Below are 14,334 nucleotides of genomic sequence, written 5' to 3' on the forward strand. Positions count from 1 at the left end.
ATAGATAGTCAATAGTTAATAGTCAAGAGTCAAGAGTCAAAAGTCAAGGGGTTAGTCATTAGTCATTAGTCATTAGTCATTAGTCATTAGTCATTAGTCATTAGTCATTAATTATTCTTCCCCTGCTTCCTCATCCACCTCATCCCCATCAACAAACAATCCCAATTTGGGAATACTCAATCCAGTGGGCGTGAGGATAGAACGGTGGTAGAAGAAGGCGCATATTGGTTAGCTTGGGCACAAATTTCAGGAATTGGGCCGGTATTACTGCGACGGCTGCAACAGCATTTTGGCACGCTGGCAACAGCTTGGAACGCTACTAAGGTACAGTTAGGAGAAGTAGAGGGTTTTGGTTTTCAGACACTAGAAAAAGTAGTACAACAGCGATCGCGTTTGCACCCAGAACAACTATTCACCAAGCACCAGCAGGAAAATTCCCATTTCTGGACACCAGCAGATGCAGATTATCCCCGCTTACTGCTGGAAACTCCGAGTCCACCGCCGATTTTGTACTATCGCGGTGAAGTTGAACTCCAAGAAAATCTCGGACAAAAACCAATGGTTGGGATTGTCGGCACACGCCAACCCTCAGAATACGGTATCCGTTGGACTCGCCAAATTAGTACAGCTTTGGCTAAAAATGGCTTTACAGTTGTTTCTGGTATGGCAGAGGGAATTGACACCGAAAGCCACATCGCTGCCATGAAAGCAGGTGGACGCACGATCGCAGTTTTGGGAACTGGTGTAGATGTGATCTATCCACATAAAAATCGGGATTTGTACAAGCAAATTTTGACGGCTGGTTTAGTCGTCAGTGAGTACCCTACAAAAACCCCACCCGATCGCACTCACTTTCCCCGTCGCAACCGAATTATTGCAGGCTTAAGTCGCGCCATCCTAGTAATGGAAGCGCCATTAAAATCCGGTGCGTTAATTACTGCTACCTATGCAAATGAATTTGGTAGAGATGTCTATGCCTTACCTGGAAGAGTGGACGATTATCCATCCCAAGGATGCTTAAAGTTGCTGAGTCAGGGAGCTTCCTTCATTCTTAAAGAACTAGACGAACTGTTAACCATGCTAGGAGCAATACCACAAATTGATGCAATTGAGGCTTCTATAGCACCAGAACAGTTAAGTTTGCCAACTTTATCACCAGAATTGCAAAGGGTAATGGATGCGATCGCAAGTGAAGCTTTACCCTTTGATTTTATTGTCCAACAAACCGGCATGGCTGCTGGCTCAGTTTCCGGCGCTTTATTACAGTTGGAACTTATGGGTTTTGTTTCGCAACTACCAGGTATGCGGTATCAAAAAAGTTAAGAGTTAAAAGACAACAACTTTAGTTTAGGGACTTCCAACAAATAAATTACCCATTCGTTCAGTTCTAAGTAATCAGCGTAAACATTAGCTACTCGAAGATATGGAAATTCTAATGATAAATCTTCTCTTTTAGAGTTTTTTGTTAGTCCACCGCTTACTTCACCAAGTGTTCCAAGATCAATCCACGTCCAGTTGTTAGACAGAGCAGGTAATTCAGAGATATCTGAATTAGCTTTCGATAATTCAAGTTGTTGTAATGCTCTAACTCTCTCCAGCAAAACTGAAGCAGGTTCAACGTCTGGGTTTTGTTCGCGCCAGTCGGCTGTTAAAGCATTTTGCTGAGAAGGCTTTCCGCAGCATTAAAACTACTATTGTCAGCAATGTAATCGATGATAGCCTCAATGTCTCGACTTGCTGTAACTGTAAACCTACAGATGTTGCTCATTGACCAGCCTGAGCGCGTTTTTGTTGCAGTTTCTCGCGTAACCGTTGAAATACCGCTTCAGCATCCACTAACTCACCCCGATCAGCTGCTTCTATTCCAATATGAATTTCCTGCTGTAGTTCCCTAAATTTTCCCTTGTATAACTTTTCCCACTCGTCAGCTTGCAATAGGTCGATGAACGCCAGTACCTCTTGTTGCTTCTCTGGTGATAATACCCGCACTTTTTCTAAAATGGCTTGCTCAATGGTCATTTAACTGCTCCGTAGAGTGAAACTCGTGCATCATATTCCTATTCTAAAGTTGGCTTGGCATACCCACCGAAGCACTCACCGCCTCTGCCGCTTCTTCACCTTCTAGCAATATCATCAAAGCTTCCATCCCCTTTGTGGCAATTCGCAGCTTTTCCATAATCTCTGCTGCAATTATCTCTGGCTCTGGTAAATTATCGCCCGATCGCAAGCTATCATCTCGCAGCCAGGAAATATCTAAGTTTTCGTTACGCTTGGTAATCTGCTCTCGTGTGAAGCACCGGAAACGCCCATTTTCTCCCAAATCGACACGGGGACTATTGCCATTGGGTTCATCTCCATAGCACTGCTCAAACTCAGAGAAATGCCCACGAGTCAAGGGAATACGTTTACCAAATCCAGAGTTTTTGAACAATATCGGTGGTAGCGGTCATAATTCGTAATTCGTAATTCGTAATTTGTTGTCTACACAGGCAAAACCCACCTCCGTGGGTTACAAAACCTGAATTTTTCCTTAGTCCGCGTAGGCGGACTTTGTTTGTGTAGCCGCGAATTCTATTCGCCAGGGCTGTAAACTCTCATGAATCTTGATGACAATATTCTCTAATTCTCCACCGAAAACCTTATTTAATCGCTCGAATCCGTCGCCTTGAGTTTTAAACTCTCCTTTATCAAAGGCTTCGCAATCAACAATTATTTCCGCTTTGAGTTGGTATAGCAATCCTATTTGATTTGCAAACAGAAATTGTAACTTCAATTGCGATCGCCAGCCTCTACGGAGTATAATTTATGGTTTTAATTCAGTGCAGCGCTTGCACACCACTAGTTCCCCCTGCTCCCTGCCTAATCCCAACGAAACGACCGACCTACTTATCTGGGAGGGTAATACTGCGGATTCATAACTGGAGATTGATAACCGTTAGCCGGTACAGTACTTCCCATACCGTTAGGTAGAGGAGTAACAACAGGAGGCTGATAAACGCTCATGGGCGCAGTGCCTGTTGTACCGTTAGGTAAAGCAGGATTCGCAACCTGGGGCTGATAACCATTTGTGGGTACAGGATTTGTAGTGGCGCTGGGTGTGACAGGATTTTGGCTAAACTCTTGGTAGGCAGCACGAGAAATTGAGCTAATCAATTTTTCGGCGCGAGGATCGTTTGCTGGACGTTGTACCATTACAGAGGCTATGTAGCGCTTGCCAGTTGGAACAACAATTAAACCTGTATCTGCCAGCATTGTGCCAATATCACCTGTTTTGTGGTATGCTTTTGCACCTGTTCCTAAACCTGATGGTAGCAGAGTGTCTCTTTGGGTGCGACGCAAGATATCGAGCATGAAATCGCGTGATGGCATACTGACTAAATTTCCTTGACTCACAATCGCCATCAAATTCCCTAGTTCTTTGGGACTAGTGGTGTTTGTCCCTTGCAAATCTGGGAGTTGATTCCGAATTGTTGTGGCTGTCAATCCCCAACTACGGAAACGCTGGTTTAAAGCGTCAATTCCTCCCAGTCGGGCAATCAGCATATTTGTCGCCGTGTTGTCGCTGATTGTAATCATTTTAGTGACAACTTCCAAAGCGGCGTACTGAGTTCCCGGTGGTTTGTATTGCAAATCTCCCGAACCGCCAGCTACCATATCCTGTTGCATGGTCAGCATATCATCTAGGCGAATCTTCCCCGCGTCTACATCCTGGAAAAAGGCAATCAGAATCGGCACTTTAATCGTGCTAGCCGCCGGAAAACTGGTAGAGCCATTGATATCTACATAATTACCAGTATCCAAATCTACTAAGAAAATTCCAGGTGTGAGATTTGGGTTGGTAGCCGCCAAATTTTGCACGGCATTTTTCAAAGAGGTAATTTCCTGAGATAGGTATAGACTCGAAGCTGCGGCTGGGGGAGTTTGGGTAGGTTGTGGCTGCGATCGCGCCACATTATTAACATTATTATTAGATTGCGACGCCGAATTTGTGCTGATGCGATTGGCTGGGTCTAATACTGACAATACAGTCCCCACAATTGCACCCATCCCAACACCCACAATTAATAACCGCAAAACATACAATACGGTTTTGGCCATTGGCTTTAACTGGGTTTTTCGCGATGAGCGTCTGCCTGTTTTTGGCTTTTCCATCCGCACTGTTTTAACCATCACAGCACCTGGTCGAAAGGGAGGAATTTTTCCCTTGACACTAGGTATTGGTTTTACTGCCGTTGGCATAACTAACCCCGATTTTACCCTACGTGTAGCGCCAGAGATTGGGGGAGAACTGATTTGATTTTTTTGGCGTGTTAGCGCCCCTTCTTGTCCATTTAGATTTTGCTGCTGACTGTTAGCTTTAACTCTCTTCTTTACCACTTTTTGAACTTTTTGTGGCTGCTGGCGCCGATTTAAGGGTTGACGCCGCGAGAAAGCTGTTAGTTCGCCACTTGATTCTGACACCGTTACTCCTTGTGACCCACTTGACTGTTTTCTTGCAGACTCTTGACCCCAAACTTAATCTTTAAGCAATATTAATACTCAAATTCCACTTTGCCACTAAGTGGCATTTTTGTGTTTAGTTTAAGCCATATTAATTATTTTGGGGGGATGATTGCGTATATATTAAACGAATAATTACAAGTTTTCACTATTCCTCTGGTTTTTCAGCGCCCATTCTACCTGCTGCAAAATTCCTCGCAGCATAGCCACCTCACCAGTTTTCAAGTGAGCGCGATTATACAATTGGCGAAATTTTCCCATACGACTAGCTACCGTATGAGGATATACATAACCAATTTTCAGTAATACTGATTCTAATTGCTGGTAGTATCCTTCCACAACATCCAAAGGTGCGAGTTCAGTTTTAGGTAAGGTTTGAGTGTCAAGTTGTTGGGCACATTGTGACAATTCATAACAACAAATTGCCACAGCAGTAGCCAAATTCAGAGCGACATAATCTTGACTTGTGGGAATACCAACAAACCTCTGGGCATAATTTAATTCTTCATTGCTTAATCCCCGGTCTTCCCTGCCAAAAATCAGTGCTGTGGGTTTTTCTGATTCCTCCAGTAACCAGGGTAGTGCAGTGCGAGGATTTTCTAAAGGTGTTTCTAAACTGCGAACGCGACCAGTGGTAGCGATCGCCCGTACACATCCATACAATGCTTCTGGTAAGGTGGCCACTGTTACCGCAGATTCTATAATTTCTTGAGCGTGAACAGCCATCATCAAAGCTTCCGTCGAAAGCGGATCGCATTGGGGGTTCACTAATACTAAATTATATAGACCGAAATTTTTCATTACCCTGGCGATCGCGCCGATATTTATCGGCCCAGCTGGTTCTACCAACACAATTCTTAATCCAGCCAAGCCCATTTTTTGCCTCCTGCGATCGCACCAGATAATCCTTATAGGCTAATTTTCAGCGTCGTTCTGCTGAAGAGTTTCCTTGAAATCATTTTAGCTGTGTAAGTGAATGCCTGCGTCAGGTCTAAACAGTTCAGCGCAATCTTTGCCGTTGGGCTAGTCGTTCTTCCACTGGTTCGAGCTTTCAATCTACAACATCAACTCGCTTTAATGCACCCGTCAATTCTGTCATAAACTCAACAAAGACGCGAACTTTAGCACAGAGATAGCGTTTTTGCGGGTACAACACGGAGATCGGTAATCCAACTTGGGTCGCGTAGGATTGAAGAATTGGTTGGAGGTCTCCACGCGCGATCGCTTTGGCTGCGATAAATTTGGGAAATTGAACTACACCGGCTCCTTGAATGACAGCCTCTAGAATGACTTCTGAATTATCGAATCGCAGATAACTGTCAACAGAAAGGTCAATCGCTTTTCCATCTTGTTCAAACTTCCATTTAGGCTCTCGCCCAGTCTGTGGATAGATAAAGTTGACACAGCGATGCTGCAAAAGTTCTGTGGGTGTTGTGGGCGTGCCATACTGGGCAAGATACTGCGGCGAGGCACAAGTGATGTAGCGTGCAGTTGCCAGATGGTGCATGATTAAACGGCTATCACTGCTCATTCCAATCCGCACTGTCGCGTCAATACCTTCCTCAATCAGATCGATCGTGCGATCGTTAAAAGAAACATTCAGATTTAGCTTTGGATATTGTGTGATAAATTGCAGCAGAGCCGGAGCGATATGTATTTTGCCAAACACAAAGCTCAGATCGAGCCGCAATGTTCCGAGCGGCATTGATTGCGATTGTTTGACTTCGAGTTCGGCTTCTTCCAAATCGTTGAGAATTTGCTGACAGCGTTGATAAAATCGGTTGCCATCTTCGGTCAGCGTCAAGCTGCGAGTTGTTCGCTGGAGCAAGCGCACCCCCAAGTCATCTTCCAAGCGCAATACGGCTCGACTCACGGCTGAAGGAGCCATACCTAAGTGTCGTGCTGCCTCCGAAAAGCTGCCAGATTGAGCGGAGCGGATAAAGATCATCAGGCTTTTCAGCTTGTCCATTAACCGAAACGCATCTTTGAATTTTTTACACAACTGTTTTGAATTTTAACTACTTTTTCTCTTTTGCTGCACAAGCTACTGTTTAGACAAGATAAATTTCAAATACACAAACAGCATTAAAAAAACAGACATGACACAGCAAACAACAGCAGAACAAATTATCTTAGTCACCGGAGCCACGGGCAATCAGGGCGGCGCAGTGGCGCGTCATCTTTTAAAGCGCGGTAACTTCAAGGTGCGTGCCTTTGTGCGCGATCCAAACAAGCCCGCCGCCCAAGCACTCCAACAAGCGGGGGCAGAACTCGTAACAGGAGACTTCAGCGATCGCGCTTCCGTTGATCGCGCTTTGCAAGCTGCTTATGGCGTTTTTTCGTTGCAGACCTTTCTTACTGAAGGTGGATTAGAAGCCGAGATCAGAGATGGCAAAAGCGTTGCAGATGCAGCTTCATCGGCAGGCATTCAGCATTTCGTCTACAGTTCAGTGGGAAGCGCAGAACGCAACACGGGCATTCCACATTTCGAGAGCAAGTTTCAAGTCGAAGAATACATTCGATCGCTTGGTTTGCCCTACACGATGATGCGTCCAGTTTTCTTTTTCTATAATTACAACACGATGCGTCCGATGATTGAGCAAGGAACGCTTCTCCAACCGCTCAGTCCTGAAACGAAATTGCAGCAACTTTCCGAAGAAGATTACGGGAAAATGGTCGCTTCTGTGTTCGAGCGTCCCGCAGAATTCTTGAATTGCCAAAAAGAAGTCGCAAGTGTAGATATGACCATGACAGAAATTGCTGCTGCATTCAGCCGCGTTCTGGGTAAAACTGTCAACTACCAACAAATTCCGTTTGAAGCGTTTGAGCAGCAGGTCGGAGAGGAAGTAACCACGATGTATCGCTGGTTTGAGAACGTCGGCTACGGAGCGGATTTAGCGCAGTTGAAACGTGACTTTCCTTCCTCAAGCGACTTTGAATCCTATCTGCGCGACCACGACTGGACAAAACCAGATTAAAGCGCGTCTGATGTCAGGTCAAAAATGTGAATTGACAATTACAGCCCGATTAGAACTGGAACCTGCTAACTGGTTATAAGTTGGTATTTGAATCCTGACTGTTTGTCCAGATGTCACGATAGCTGAAGAAAGATATCAAATATATTTACCTACGGGTACTTAATAGAAGTTCCGCAACAGATTTTAATCATTAGCAATGATACTTCATTTCTCCCTCTTCTTATGCTAATTTTACAATGCATTTGCCGAGGGAGTATTTCTTTGTATTGGAATGTAGATTGATACTTCTAGGGTGATTCTTGGCATGGGTATTGCATTGGCAATTTACTTATTATTAAATGATATATCTCGAAATTTTTCATTCCCCTAGCGATCGCGCCGACATTGCTCACTCCAGCTACCTCTACCAAGACAATTCTTAATCCAGCCCAGCTCATTTTTGCCCCCTGCCTCCCGCTTTTCTTCGCAATAACAGACTAACAAAATATGTCTCACATTCTTGTCGAAAATCTCAGGAAGACTTTCTTTGTGTCTGAACGTTCCTCTGGGCTTTTCGGTTCAATACGAGGACTTGTGCAGCGAAAAACTAAAGAAGTTTATGCCCTCAAAGGAGTTTCGTTTTCCCTGGAACGGGGAGAACTTGTAGGATACATTGGCCCAAATGGAGCCGGTAAATCGACCACGATTAAAATTTTAAGCGGTATTCTCGTACCTTCCAGTGGAAAATGCCTAATTAGTGGACGAACTCCTTGGAAAGATCGAATCAAACACGTTAATCGCATCGGTGTAGTGTTTGGTCAAAGAACACAACTCTGGTGGGATTTACCAGTGATTGAGTCTTTCGATTTGCTGCGGGATATTTATCGCGTTCCCCAATCGGAATATCGCCAGACACGCGAAGAAATGATTGATTTGCTTGGTCTTGGAAGCTTTCTCTCGACACCGGTGAGACAGTTAAGCCTTGGTCAAAGGATGCGATGTGACTTTGCAGCCGCAATGCTTCACAGACCGGAAATTCTTTTTCTTGATGAACCCACCATCGGGCTTGATGCAGTTTCCAAGCTTGCAGTCAGAAAATTTATCAAAGCGCTTAATAAAACTCATCAAGTAACCACCATCCTAACTACCCATGATATGGATGATATTGAGGCATTGTGCGATCGCATAATTATTATTGGTGGAGGTGAAATCCTTTGTGATGGAACTTTAGCAGCACTGCGTTCTCAAGTTTCCTCGCGTCGGTACTTAAGAATTGACCTAGCAAATGATAATTTCTTCTTTGAGCAAGAAGGAGTCAGTATTATCTCTAAAGAAGGTCGCACCGTAACTCTAGCCTTCGATCCCACAAAGCTTTCTGCTGCGTCTTTGATTAGCCAAGTTACCTCGCAACACGAAGTAGAGGATCTTTTTGTGGAAAATCCACCCATTGAAGAGATAGTTGCTGAACTTTATGCAATTTCAGCCGGAATTATCCCATGAAAGCATATTGGTCACTGTTTGTTGCTAGATTTACACTGCTGTTGCAATACCGTGCTGCTGCTTTGGCTGGCGTTGGAACTCAGCTTTTCTGGGGGTTAGTGAAAGTAATGGTTTTACAGGCATTCTTTACTTATACAACCTCTGCTCAACCTATCACTTTTCAACAAGCTGTAGGATATGTGTGGCTGGGACAGGCGTTTCTGATGGCGATTGTCCCTTGGGGAGGTGATAGAGATATTCAAGAACTCATCCGAACTGGTGCTGTCGGATACGATCTTCTTCGACCTACAGACCTTTATAATTTTTGGTTTACTCGCGCTTTGGCACTTCGCACAACGCCCCTGATACTTCGTAGCATTCCGCTTCTTGGTGTCACAATTTTTATTTTTCCCCTTTTAGGGCTTGATGAATGGTCGCTTTCTTTTCCACCCTCCTTTGCTTCTTTTGTTGCCTTTTTTCTCTCTTTTATTGGCGCAATTTTACTTTCGTCTGCATTAACTATGCTTTTGACTGTATCAATGATGTGGACAATTTCGGGCGAGGGAATTAATAGTATTCTACCTACTCTTGTTAGTATCTTCTCTGGCATGATTGTTCCGTTGCCACTTTTTCCTGAGTGGAGCAAGCCTTTTTTGAATGCACTTCCTTTTTCAGGACTAATCGACAAACCTTTTCGTCTTTTTACTGGTAATCTTCAACCAAACGCCCTATTTAATATTTTGCTGCATCAAGCTTTCTGGATAGTTGTCATTATTATTATTGGGCGTATCCTTGTGAAACATGGCATCAAAAAGCTTGTAATTCAAGGAGGATAAGTAAATAATTTGTACCTCGGCTTCTCTACGAGACGCTACGCGTAGCTTGCTTCCCCGAAGGGGTACGCTCGGCAACCTAATTCGTAATTCGTAATTTTTTAAGAAGGAAGATAGATTATACCAATTTAATGTGAAGCTGCACTAAATGAGTAAGTCTCTATTCTTGGCGCTCTTGGCGTACTTGGCGGTTCGTTTAATATTCTGTGCATCTTCATACAGAATTGGTATTAGGTAATTTATTTTAGATAAAAATTACAAAGCGATTATGAATGATTTTTTGCTTTACCTTCGATATATTTCTGTATCTTTCAAGTCGCAGATGCAATACAAAGTTTCTTTCTGGCTGCAAGTAATAGGGCAGCTTTTAGTAACTGCTGTTGAATTTTTTGGAGTCTGGGCACTTTTTAGTCGTTTTAATAGTATTGGTACGTGGACTTTAAATGAAGTTGCTCTATTTTATGGAACAATTAATATTTCTTTCGCCTGTGCTGATGCCCTTGGAAGAGGCTTTGACTCATTTTCAACAATAATTAAAAGTGGAGACTTCGACCGTTTACTTGTTCGTCCACGCACCACAGCACTTCAGCTTTTAGGTAAAGAGTTTACTTTGAAACGAATCGGAAGATTTTTTCAGGGAATGGTTGTTATGTCTCACCAATCGCAGGCATTATCTTTCTGATGATTGCGCTTCAGCTTTGGAAAATAGGAGAGCGATACTATTGTTCTACTGGCAGCTAGTACAACAAAATTTTAGCTGTGTACTCAGGTGTATTTTAAATGAGCAGATCGCACTTTTCTAAAGATTCTGATTAAATACCTTGTAGTATTGCCTGATTTCACTAAACAATGCCACAAGAAGCTCAAATGAAAAACTCCAGGAAAGGTTGGTTACGTAAAAGACTCAAAATCACGCTGATTTTCCTGTTAGTGCTAGGGCTATTGTTAGTGGGATTTGCTACCTACACTGTGCGCCAATCCTTTCCGCAAGAGAGTGGCACAATTCAAATACCTGAACTGAAAGCTGAAGTAAGTGTCCAGCGTGATAAATGGGGAATTCCCCATATTTATGCTGCCAACTCCCACGATTTATTTATGGCGCAAGGTTATATCCACGCCCAAGACCGCTTTTGGCAAATGGACTTTTGGCGACACATTGGTTCTGGGCAACTCTCAGAAATGTTTGGTTCTTCTCAGGTTGACACTGATAAATATCTGCGGACAATGGGTTGGGCAAGGGTGGCGCAGCAAGAAATTCAGGAAATTAATGCAGAGATGAAGGCATACCTGGAAGCTTACGCCGATGGTGTCAATGCCTATTTGACAGAGCATCAAGGTAGGGCCCTGAGTCTAGAATACACTGTGCTAAAGTTTCTCAATCCTGGGTATAAGCCAGAACCTTGGCAAATACTGCATTCTCTAACTTGGGGGAAGGTAATGGCTTACGATTTAGGCAGAAATTTCGAGAGCGAAATTGAACGTGCTATTTTGCTCAAAACTCTTACTCCTGCTGAAGTAGAAGAACTTTTTCCACCATACCCTCAAGACTTGCCAGTTATTTTACCTGAGTTGCAGCAAGGAGAAACAGCAGGGGAAGGGAGGAACAAGAATGTTGAAGTACTTCTCAATTCTCCAGATGTATTACCTGCTTTAGAGTCAATTACTAAGCCGATGATAGCTTTAGAAAAACTCATTGGGCCTACGGGAACAGGTATTGGCTCAAATAACTGGGTGATATCTGGTCAGCGAACCACGACAGGTAAACCTATCTTGGCGAATGACCCCCACTTAGGTGTGCAAATTCCCTCTATTTGGTACGAGGTTGGTTTGCACTGCACACCGAAGAGTGCAGAATGTCCCTACAACGTTTCTGGCTTTTCCTTTGCGGGAATGATTGGAGTAATTATCGGTCATAGCGATCGCATTGCCTGGGGTGTTACCAATGTACAATCTGATGTGATGGATTTATACATTGAGAAAATCAACCCAAATAACCCCAATCAGTATGAGGTAAATGGCAAATGGGTTGATATGCAGCTCGTGCCAGAGACGATTCAAGTAGCGGGAAGTCAGACGATTGTCCAAACGGTTCGCTATACCCGACATGGGCCGATTCTCTCTGATGTTTCGCCCAATCTAAAGGATTTCAAGCCAAGTAAGTCACTAGAATTACCGCAAAATTACGCCGTAGCCCTGCGCTGGACAGCCCTAGCACCTTCTAAATTAGGGTATGCCATTCCCCAAATCAATCGCGCCCAAAACTGGCAGGAATTCCGCACTGCTGCCAGCAATTATGATGTCCCGGCTCAAAACTTGGTCTACGCTGACATTGATGGCAATATTGGCTACCAAATGCCTGGTAAATTCCCCATCCGCGCTCAAGGAGATGGGCGTTATCCCGTTCCTGGTTGGACAGATGCTTATGATTGGCAAGGCTATATTGACTTTGAGAAATTGCCCAAAAGTTTTAATCCACCTCAAGGTTATATTGCTACTGCTAATAATTTAGTTAACCGTGAATATCCTTACCTGATTACCGCAGACTGGGTTTATGGCTATCGAGCAAAACGCATTGTTGAAATGATTTCACAACAAACGCAAGCGATTTCTTTAAAGGATGTACAGCAGATACAGGGTGATAATCGCAATTTAAATGCACAAACATTAGTGCCACTATTAAAATCTATCACTGCTGATACTCCCCGCTTACAAGCAGCCCAAAAACTGCTGCAAGGTTGGAATTTGCAGTTAGGAATGACATCGCCTGCTGCTGCTCTGTTTGAAGTATTCTGGAAACACTTGCTAGCAGATACATTTCACGATCAGTTACCTGAAAAGTACTTTCCTGATGGAGGCGATCGCTGGTATGCTGTGGTAGCAAATTTGGTTAAACAGCCCAATAGTTCTTGGTGGGACAACCGCAACACCCCAAAAGTTGAGAACCGCGACCAAATCCTCCGGCAGTCCTTTATAGAAGCTGTGGATGAACTAGAACGAATTCAAAGCAAAGACCCGAACAACTGGAATTGGGGCAAGCTGCATACCATTACTTTTCGGAATGCCTCCTTGGGTAAATCTGGGGTTGCACCGATTGAAGCTTTATTTAATCGTGGTGTATTTGCTACATCTGGTAACGGTGAAACAGTCAATGCTAACCGATGGAGAGCAAATAAATCCTTTGAAGTGACTGATATTCCTTCACTGCGGATGATTGTAGATTTGGGAAATTTGGATAACTCAGTAGCAATTCACACCCCTGGACAATCAGGCCATGCTTTCCATAGCCACTACAACGATATGGTTGAACCTTGGCGCAAGATTGAATACCACCAAATGTTATGGGAATCAAAGAATGTTACAGAAAATACGACTGCAACACTGAAGTTAATTCCAAAATTGGCAAAGTAATTATAGGACTTACGCAAGAACTCTCTGAAACTCTTATTTCTCCGTGCCCTCTGCATCCTCTGCGGTTCGATTTTCCGTTACCTGTGCGTAAGTCGTGAATTAGTTAAATATTTGGTCGATAACCACCAAAAACAGCAAAGCTAAAATTTTTGTACCAGCAATCCACATTTTGAAATCCAGCCGCTTCTAACCAGCTAAGTTGAATATCAAGGGTTGCCATGCGATCGTATTCCATACGTTTTTGTGCAGCTTTGAGATCCTGCTCTAAGATGTTTTTCGCGCGGACAGAATCTAACCAGTGTTGACGGTAAAGTTGTTCTAAATCAGGCGTTTTACCGAGAACTTGATCGGCGTTGATAAATATCCCTCCAGGATTGAGAACATCATAAATCCGTTGATAAAGAAGTTCTTTGTCAATATCTGACAGATGATGAATCGATAAGGCAGAGATTATCAGATTATATGAATCACCTAAATCAGTCTCAATGTAGTCACCAATTAAGATTTTGGGAGATTTACCCATTTTGCTAAATCTCAACTTAGCTTTTTCTAACATCTCAGGGGCTAAGTCTAGCAAAGTGAACTCTGCATTCGGGAAAACGGACTGAACCATACCTGAGTAAAGTCCAGTACCAGCACCTAAATCTAGAACCTTCAGCAGTGCAGTGCAATCACCTGGGATGATTTCAACGGCTGTTTTGTAAAAGTCATCAAAACAGGGAATTAAAACACGACGTAAGTTATCGTAATCTCCTGCGGCAGAATTAAAAGCTTCTTGAATATTCATTTTTTTATTTTTAATAAAGGTAAAACTTTCTGTTTTAACAATTCAATTAAGGCTGGTTCCATATATTCATATTCATCTGGTATATCTAAACAGATAATTTTTTTATCTTTCAGGAAAGGCTGAAAATTTTTGGATAGTTTATTTTTATGGGATTTTTCCATCACAAAGATAATGTCAGCCCATTGAATAGCCTCTGTTGATAATAGTACTTCGGCATGGCGATCTAAACCTGCCGAGTCTGTTTCAAATCCTTCATATTCAGAAAATACAGCCTCGGCGGTAGGACTTCGCAATTTATTCTGGCTACAGATAAATAAAAGCTTTTTCATTAATTAATATGAAGCGATAGTATTTTATAAACCTTTGAATC

15 protein-coding genes and 1 pseudogene are annotated in these 14,334 nt (G+C 43.2%); 6 read left to right on the plus strand and 10 right to left on the minus strand.

Annotated elements, in window-relative coordinates:
- Positions 1 to 204 precede the first annotated feature (204 nt).
- Positions 205 to 1,323 carry a DNA-processing protein DprA gene (dprA, locus tag HWQ43_RS25605; RefSeq protein ID WP_292738878.1) on the plus strand — a complete coding sequence of 373 codons (1,119 nt, stop codon included), beginning with the start codon at positions 205 to 207 and terminating at the stop codon, positions 1,321 to 1,323.
- On the opposite strand, the gene HWQ43_RS25610 is transcribed toward dprA, so the two are convergent.
- The 7 genes from HWQ43_RS25610 to HWQ43_RS25640 all read right to left on the minus strand — a co-directional run bounded on the left by HWQ43_RS25610 (position 1,320) and on the right by HWQ43_RS25640 (position 6,469).
- Positions 1,320 to 1,601, minus strand: coding sequence for a hypothetical protein (locus tag HWQ43_RS25610; RefSeq protein ID WP_292738880.1), 282 nt, complete (start codon positions 1,599 to 1,601; stop codon positions 1,320 to 1,322). The two genes, dprA and HWQ43_RS25610, sit on opposite strands and share 4 nt — an antisense overlap.
- Before the next feature lie 163 nt (positions 1,602 to 1,764).
- The gene (locus HWQ43_RS25615; protein WP_292738881.1) at positions 1,765 to 2,019 is read right to left on the minus strand and encodes a hypothetical protein; all 255 of its coding nucleotides are present in this window, start codon (positions 2,017 to 2,019) and stop codon (positions 1,765 to 1,767) included.
- 43 nt (positions 2,020 to 2,062) lie between these two features.
- Positions 2,063 to 2,431, minus strand: a complete 369-nt coding sequence (locus tag HWQ43_RS25620; protein WP_292738883.1) for a hypothetical protein — start codon at positions 2,429 to 2,431, stop codon at positions 2,063 to 2,065.
- 99 nt (positions 2,432 to 2,530) lie between these two features.
- Positions 2,531 to 2,773, minus strand: coding sequence for a hypothetical protein (locus HWQ43_RS25625; RefSeq protein ID WP_292738885.1), 243 nt, complete (start codon positions 2,771 to 2,773; stop codon positions 2,531 to 2,533).
- A gap of 113 nt (positions 2,774 to 2,886) precedes the next feature.
- Entirely contained in the window at positions 2,887 to 4,461 is a 1,575-nt protein-coding gene (locus tag HWQ43_RS25630; protein ID WP_292738887.1) for a serine hydrolase, read from the minus strand.
- 174 nt (positions 4,462 to 4,635) lie between these two features.
- A complete protein-coding gene (locus tag HWQ43_RS25635) occupies positions 4,636 to 5,376 on the minus strand; it encodes an RNA methyltransferase (RefSeq protein ID WP_292738889.1) in 741 nt (246 codons plus the stop codon).
- Between the two features lie 175 nt (positions 5,377 to 5,551).
- Complete coding sequence (locus HWQ43_RS25640) at positions 5,552 to 6,469, minus strand: LysR family transcriptional regulator (protein ID WP_292738891.1); 918 nt, start codon at positions 6,467 to 6,469, stop codon at positions 5,552 to 5,554.
- Between the two features lie 130 nt (positions 6,470 to 6,599).
- Here HWQ43_RS25640 and HWQ43_RS25645 point away from each other — a divergent pair, with 130 nt between their 5' ends.
- Complete coding sequence (locus HWQ43_RS25645) at positions 6,600 to 7,478, plus strand: NmrA/HSCARG family protein (protein WP_292738893.1); 879 nt, start codon at positions 6,600 to 6,602, stop codon at positions 7,476 to 7,478.
- A gap of 329 nt (positions 7,479 to 7,807) precedes the next feature.
- Here the strand turns inward: HWQ43_RS25645 and HWQ43_RS25650 are convergent.
- Positions 7,808 to 7,915: pseudogene (locus tag HWQ43_RS25650) on the minus strand (RNA methyltransferase); the annotation flags it as partial.
- A 49-nt stretch (positions 7,916 to 7,964) separates the two neighbouring features.
- Between HWQ43_RS25650 and HWQ43_RS25655 the strand changes: the two are divergent.
- The 4 genes from HWQ43_RS25655 to HWQ43_RS25670 all read left to right on the plus strand — a co-directional run bounded on the left by HWQ43_RS25655 (position 7,965) and on the right by HWQ43_RS25670 (position 13,177).
- The gene (locus tag HWQ43_RS25655) at positions 7,965 to 8,957 is read left to right on the plus strand and encodes an ATP-binding cassette domain-containing protein (protein ID WP_292738895.1); all 993 of its coding nucleotides are present in this window, start codon (positions 7,965 to 7,967) and stop codon (positions 8,955 to 8,957) included.
- On the plus strand, positions 8,954 to 9,772 hold the full coding sequence (locus tag HWQ43_RS25660) for an ABC-2 family transporter protein (RefSeq protein WP_292738897.1): 819 nt from the start codon (positions 8,954 to 8,956) through the stop codon (positions 9,770 to 9,772). The genes HWQ43_RS25655 and HWQ43_RS25660 overlap by 4 nt, the downstream gene beginning before the upstream one ends.
- A gap of 319 nt (positions 9,773 to 10,091) precedes the next feature.
- A complete protein-coding gene (locus HWQ43_RS25665; protein ID WP_292738899.1) occupies positions 10,092 to 10,451 on the plus strand; it encodes an ABC-2 family transporter protein in 360 nt (119 codons plus the stop codon).
- Between the two features lie 167 nt (positions 10,452 to 10,618).
- On the plus strand, positions 10,619 to 13,177 hold the full coding sequence (locus HWQ43_RS25670) for a penicillin acylase family protein (protein WP_292738901.1): 2,559 nt from the start codon (positions 10,619 to 10,621) through the stop codon (positions 13,175 to 13,177).
- A 103-nt stretch (positions 13,178 to 13,280) separates the two neighbouring features.
- Here the strand turns inward: HWQ43_RS25670 and HWQ43_RS25675 are convergent, their stop codons facing one another.
- Positions 13,281 to 13,964: a class I SAM-dependent methyltransferase gene (locus HWQ43_RS25675; protein WP_292738903.1), complete on the minus strand. Its 684-nt coding sequence runs from the start codon at positions 13,962 to 13,964 to the stop codon at positions 13,281 to 13,283.
- Positions 13,961 to 14,293 carry a low molecular weight protein tyrosine phosphatase family protein gene (locus HWQ43_RS25680; RefSeq protein ID WP_292738905.1) on the minus strand — a complete coding sequence of 111 codons (333 nt, stop codon included), beginning with the start codon at positions 14,291 to 14,293 and terminating at the stop codon, positions 13,961 to 13,963. Before HWQ43_RS25680 ends, HWQ43_RS25675 begins: the two co-directional genes overlap by 4 nt.
- Positions 14,294 to 14,334 lie beyond the last annotated feature (41 nt).

The sequence above is a fragment of the Nostoc sp. JL31 genome (assembly GCF_017114965.1).
GTDB classification, from domain to species: Bacteria; Cyanobacteriota; Cyanobacteriia; order Cyanobacteriales; family Nostocaceae; genus Nostoc; species Nostoc punctiforme_A.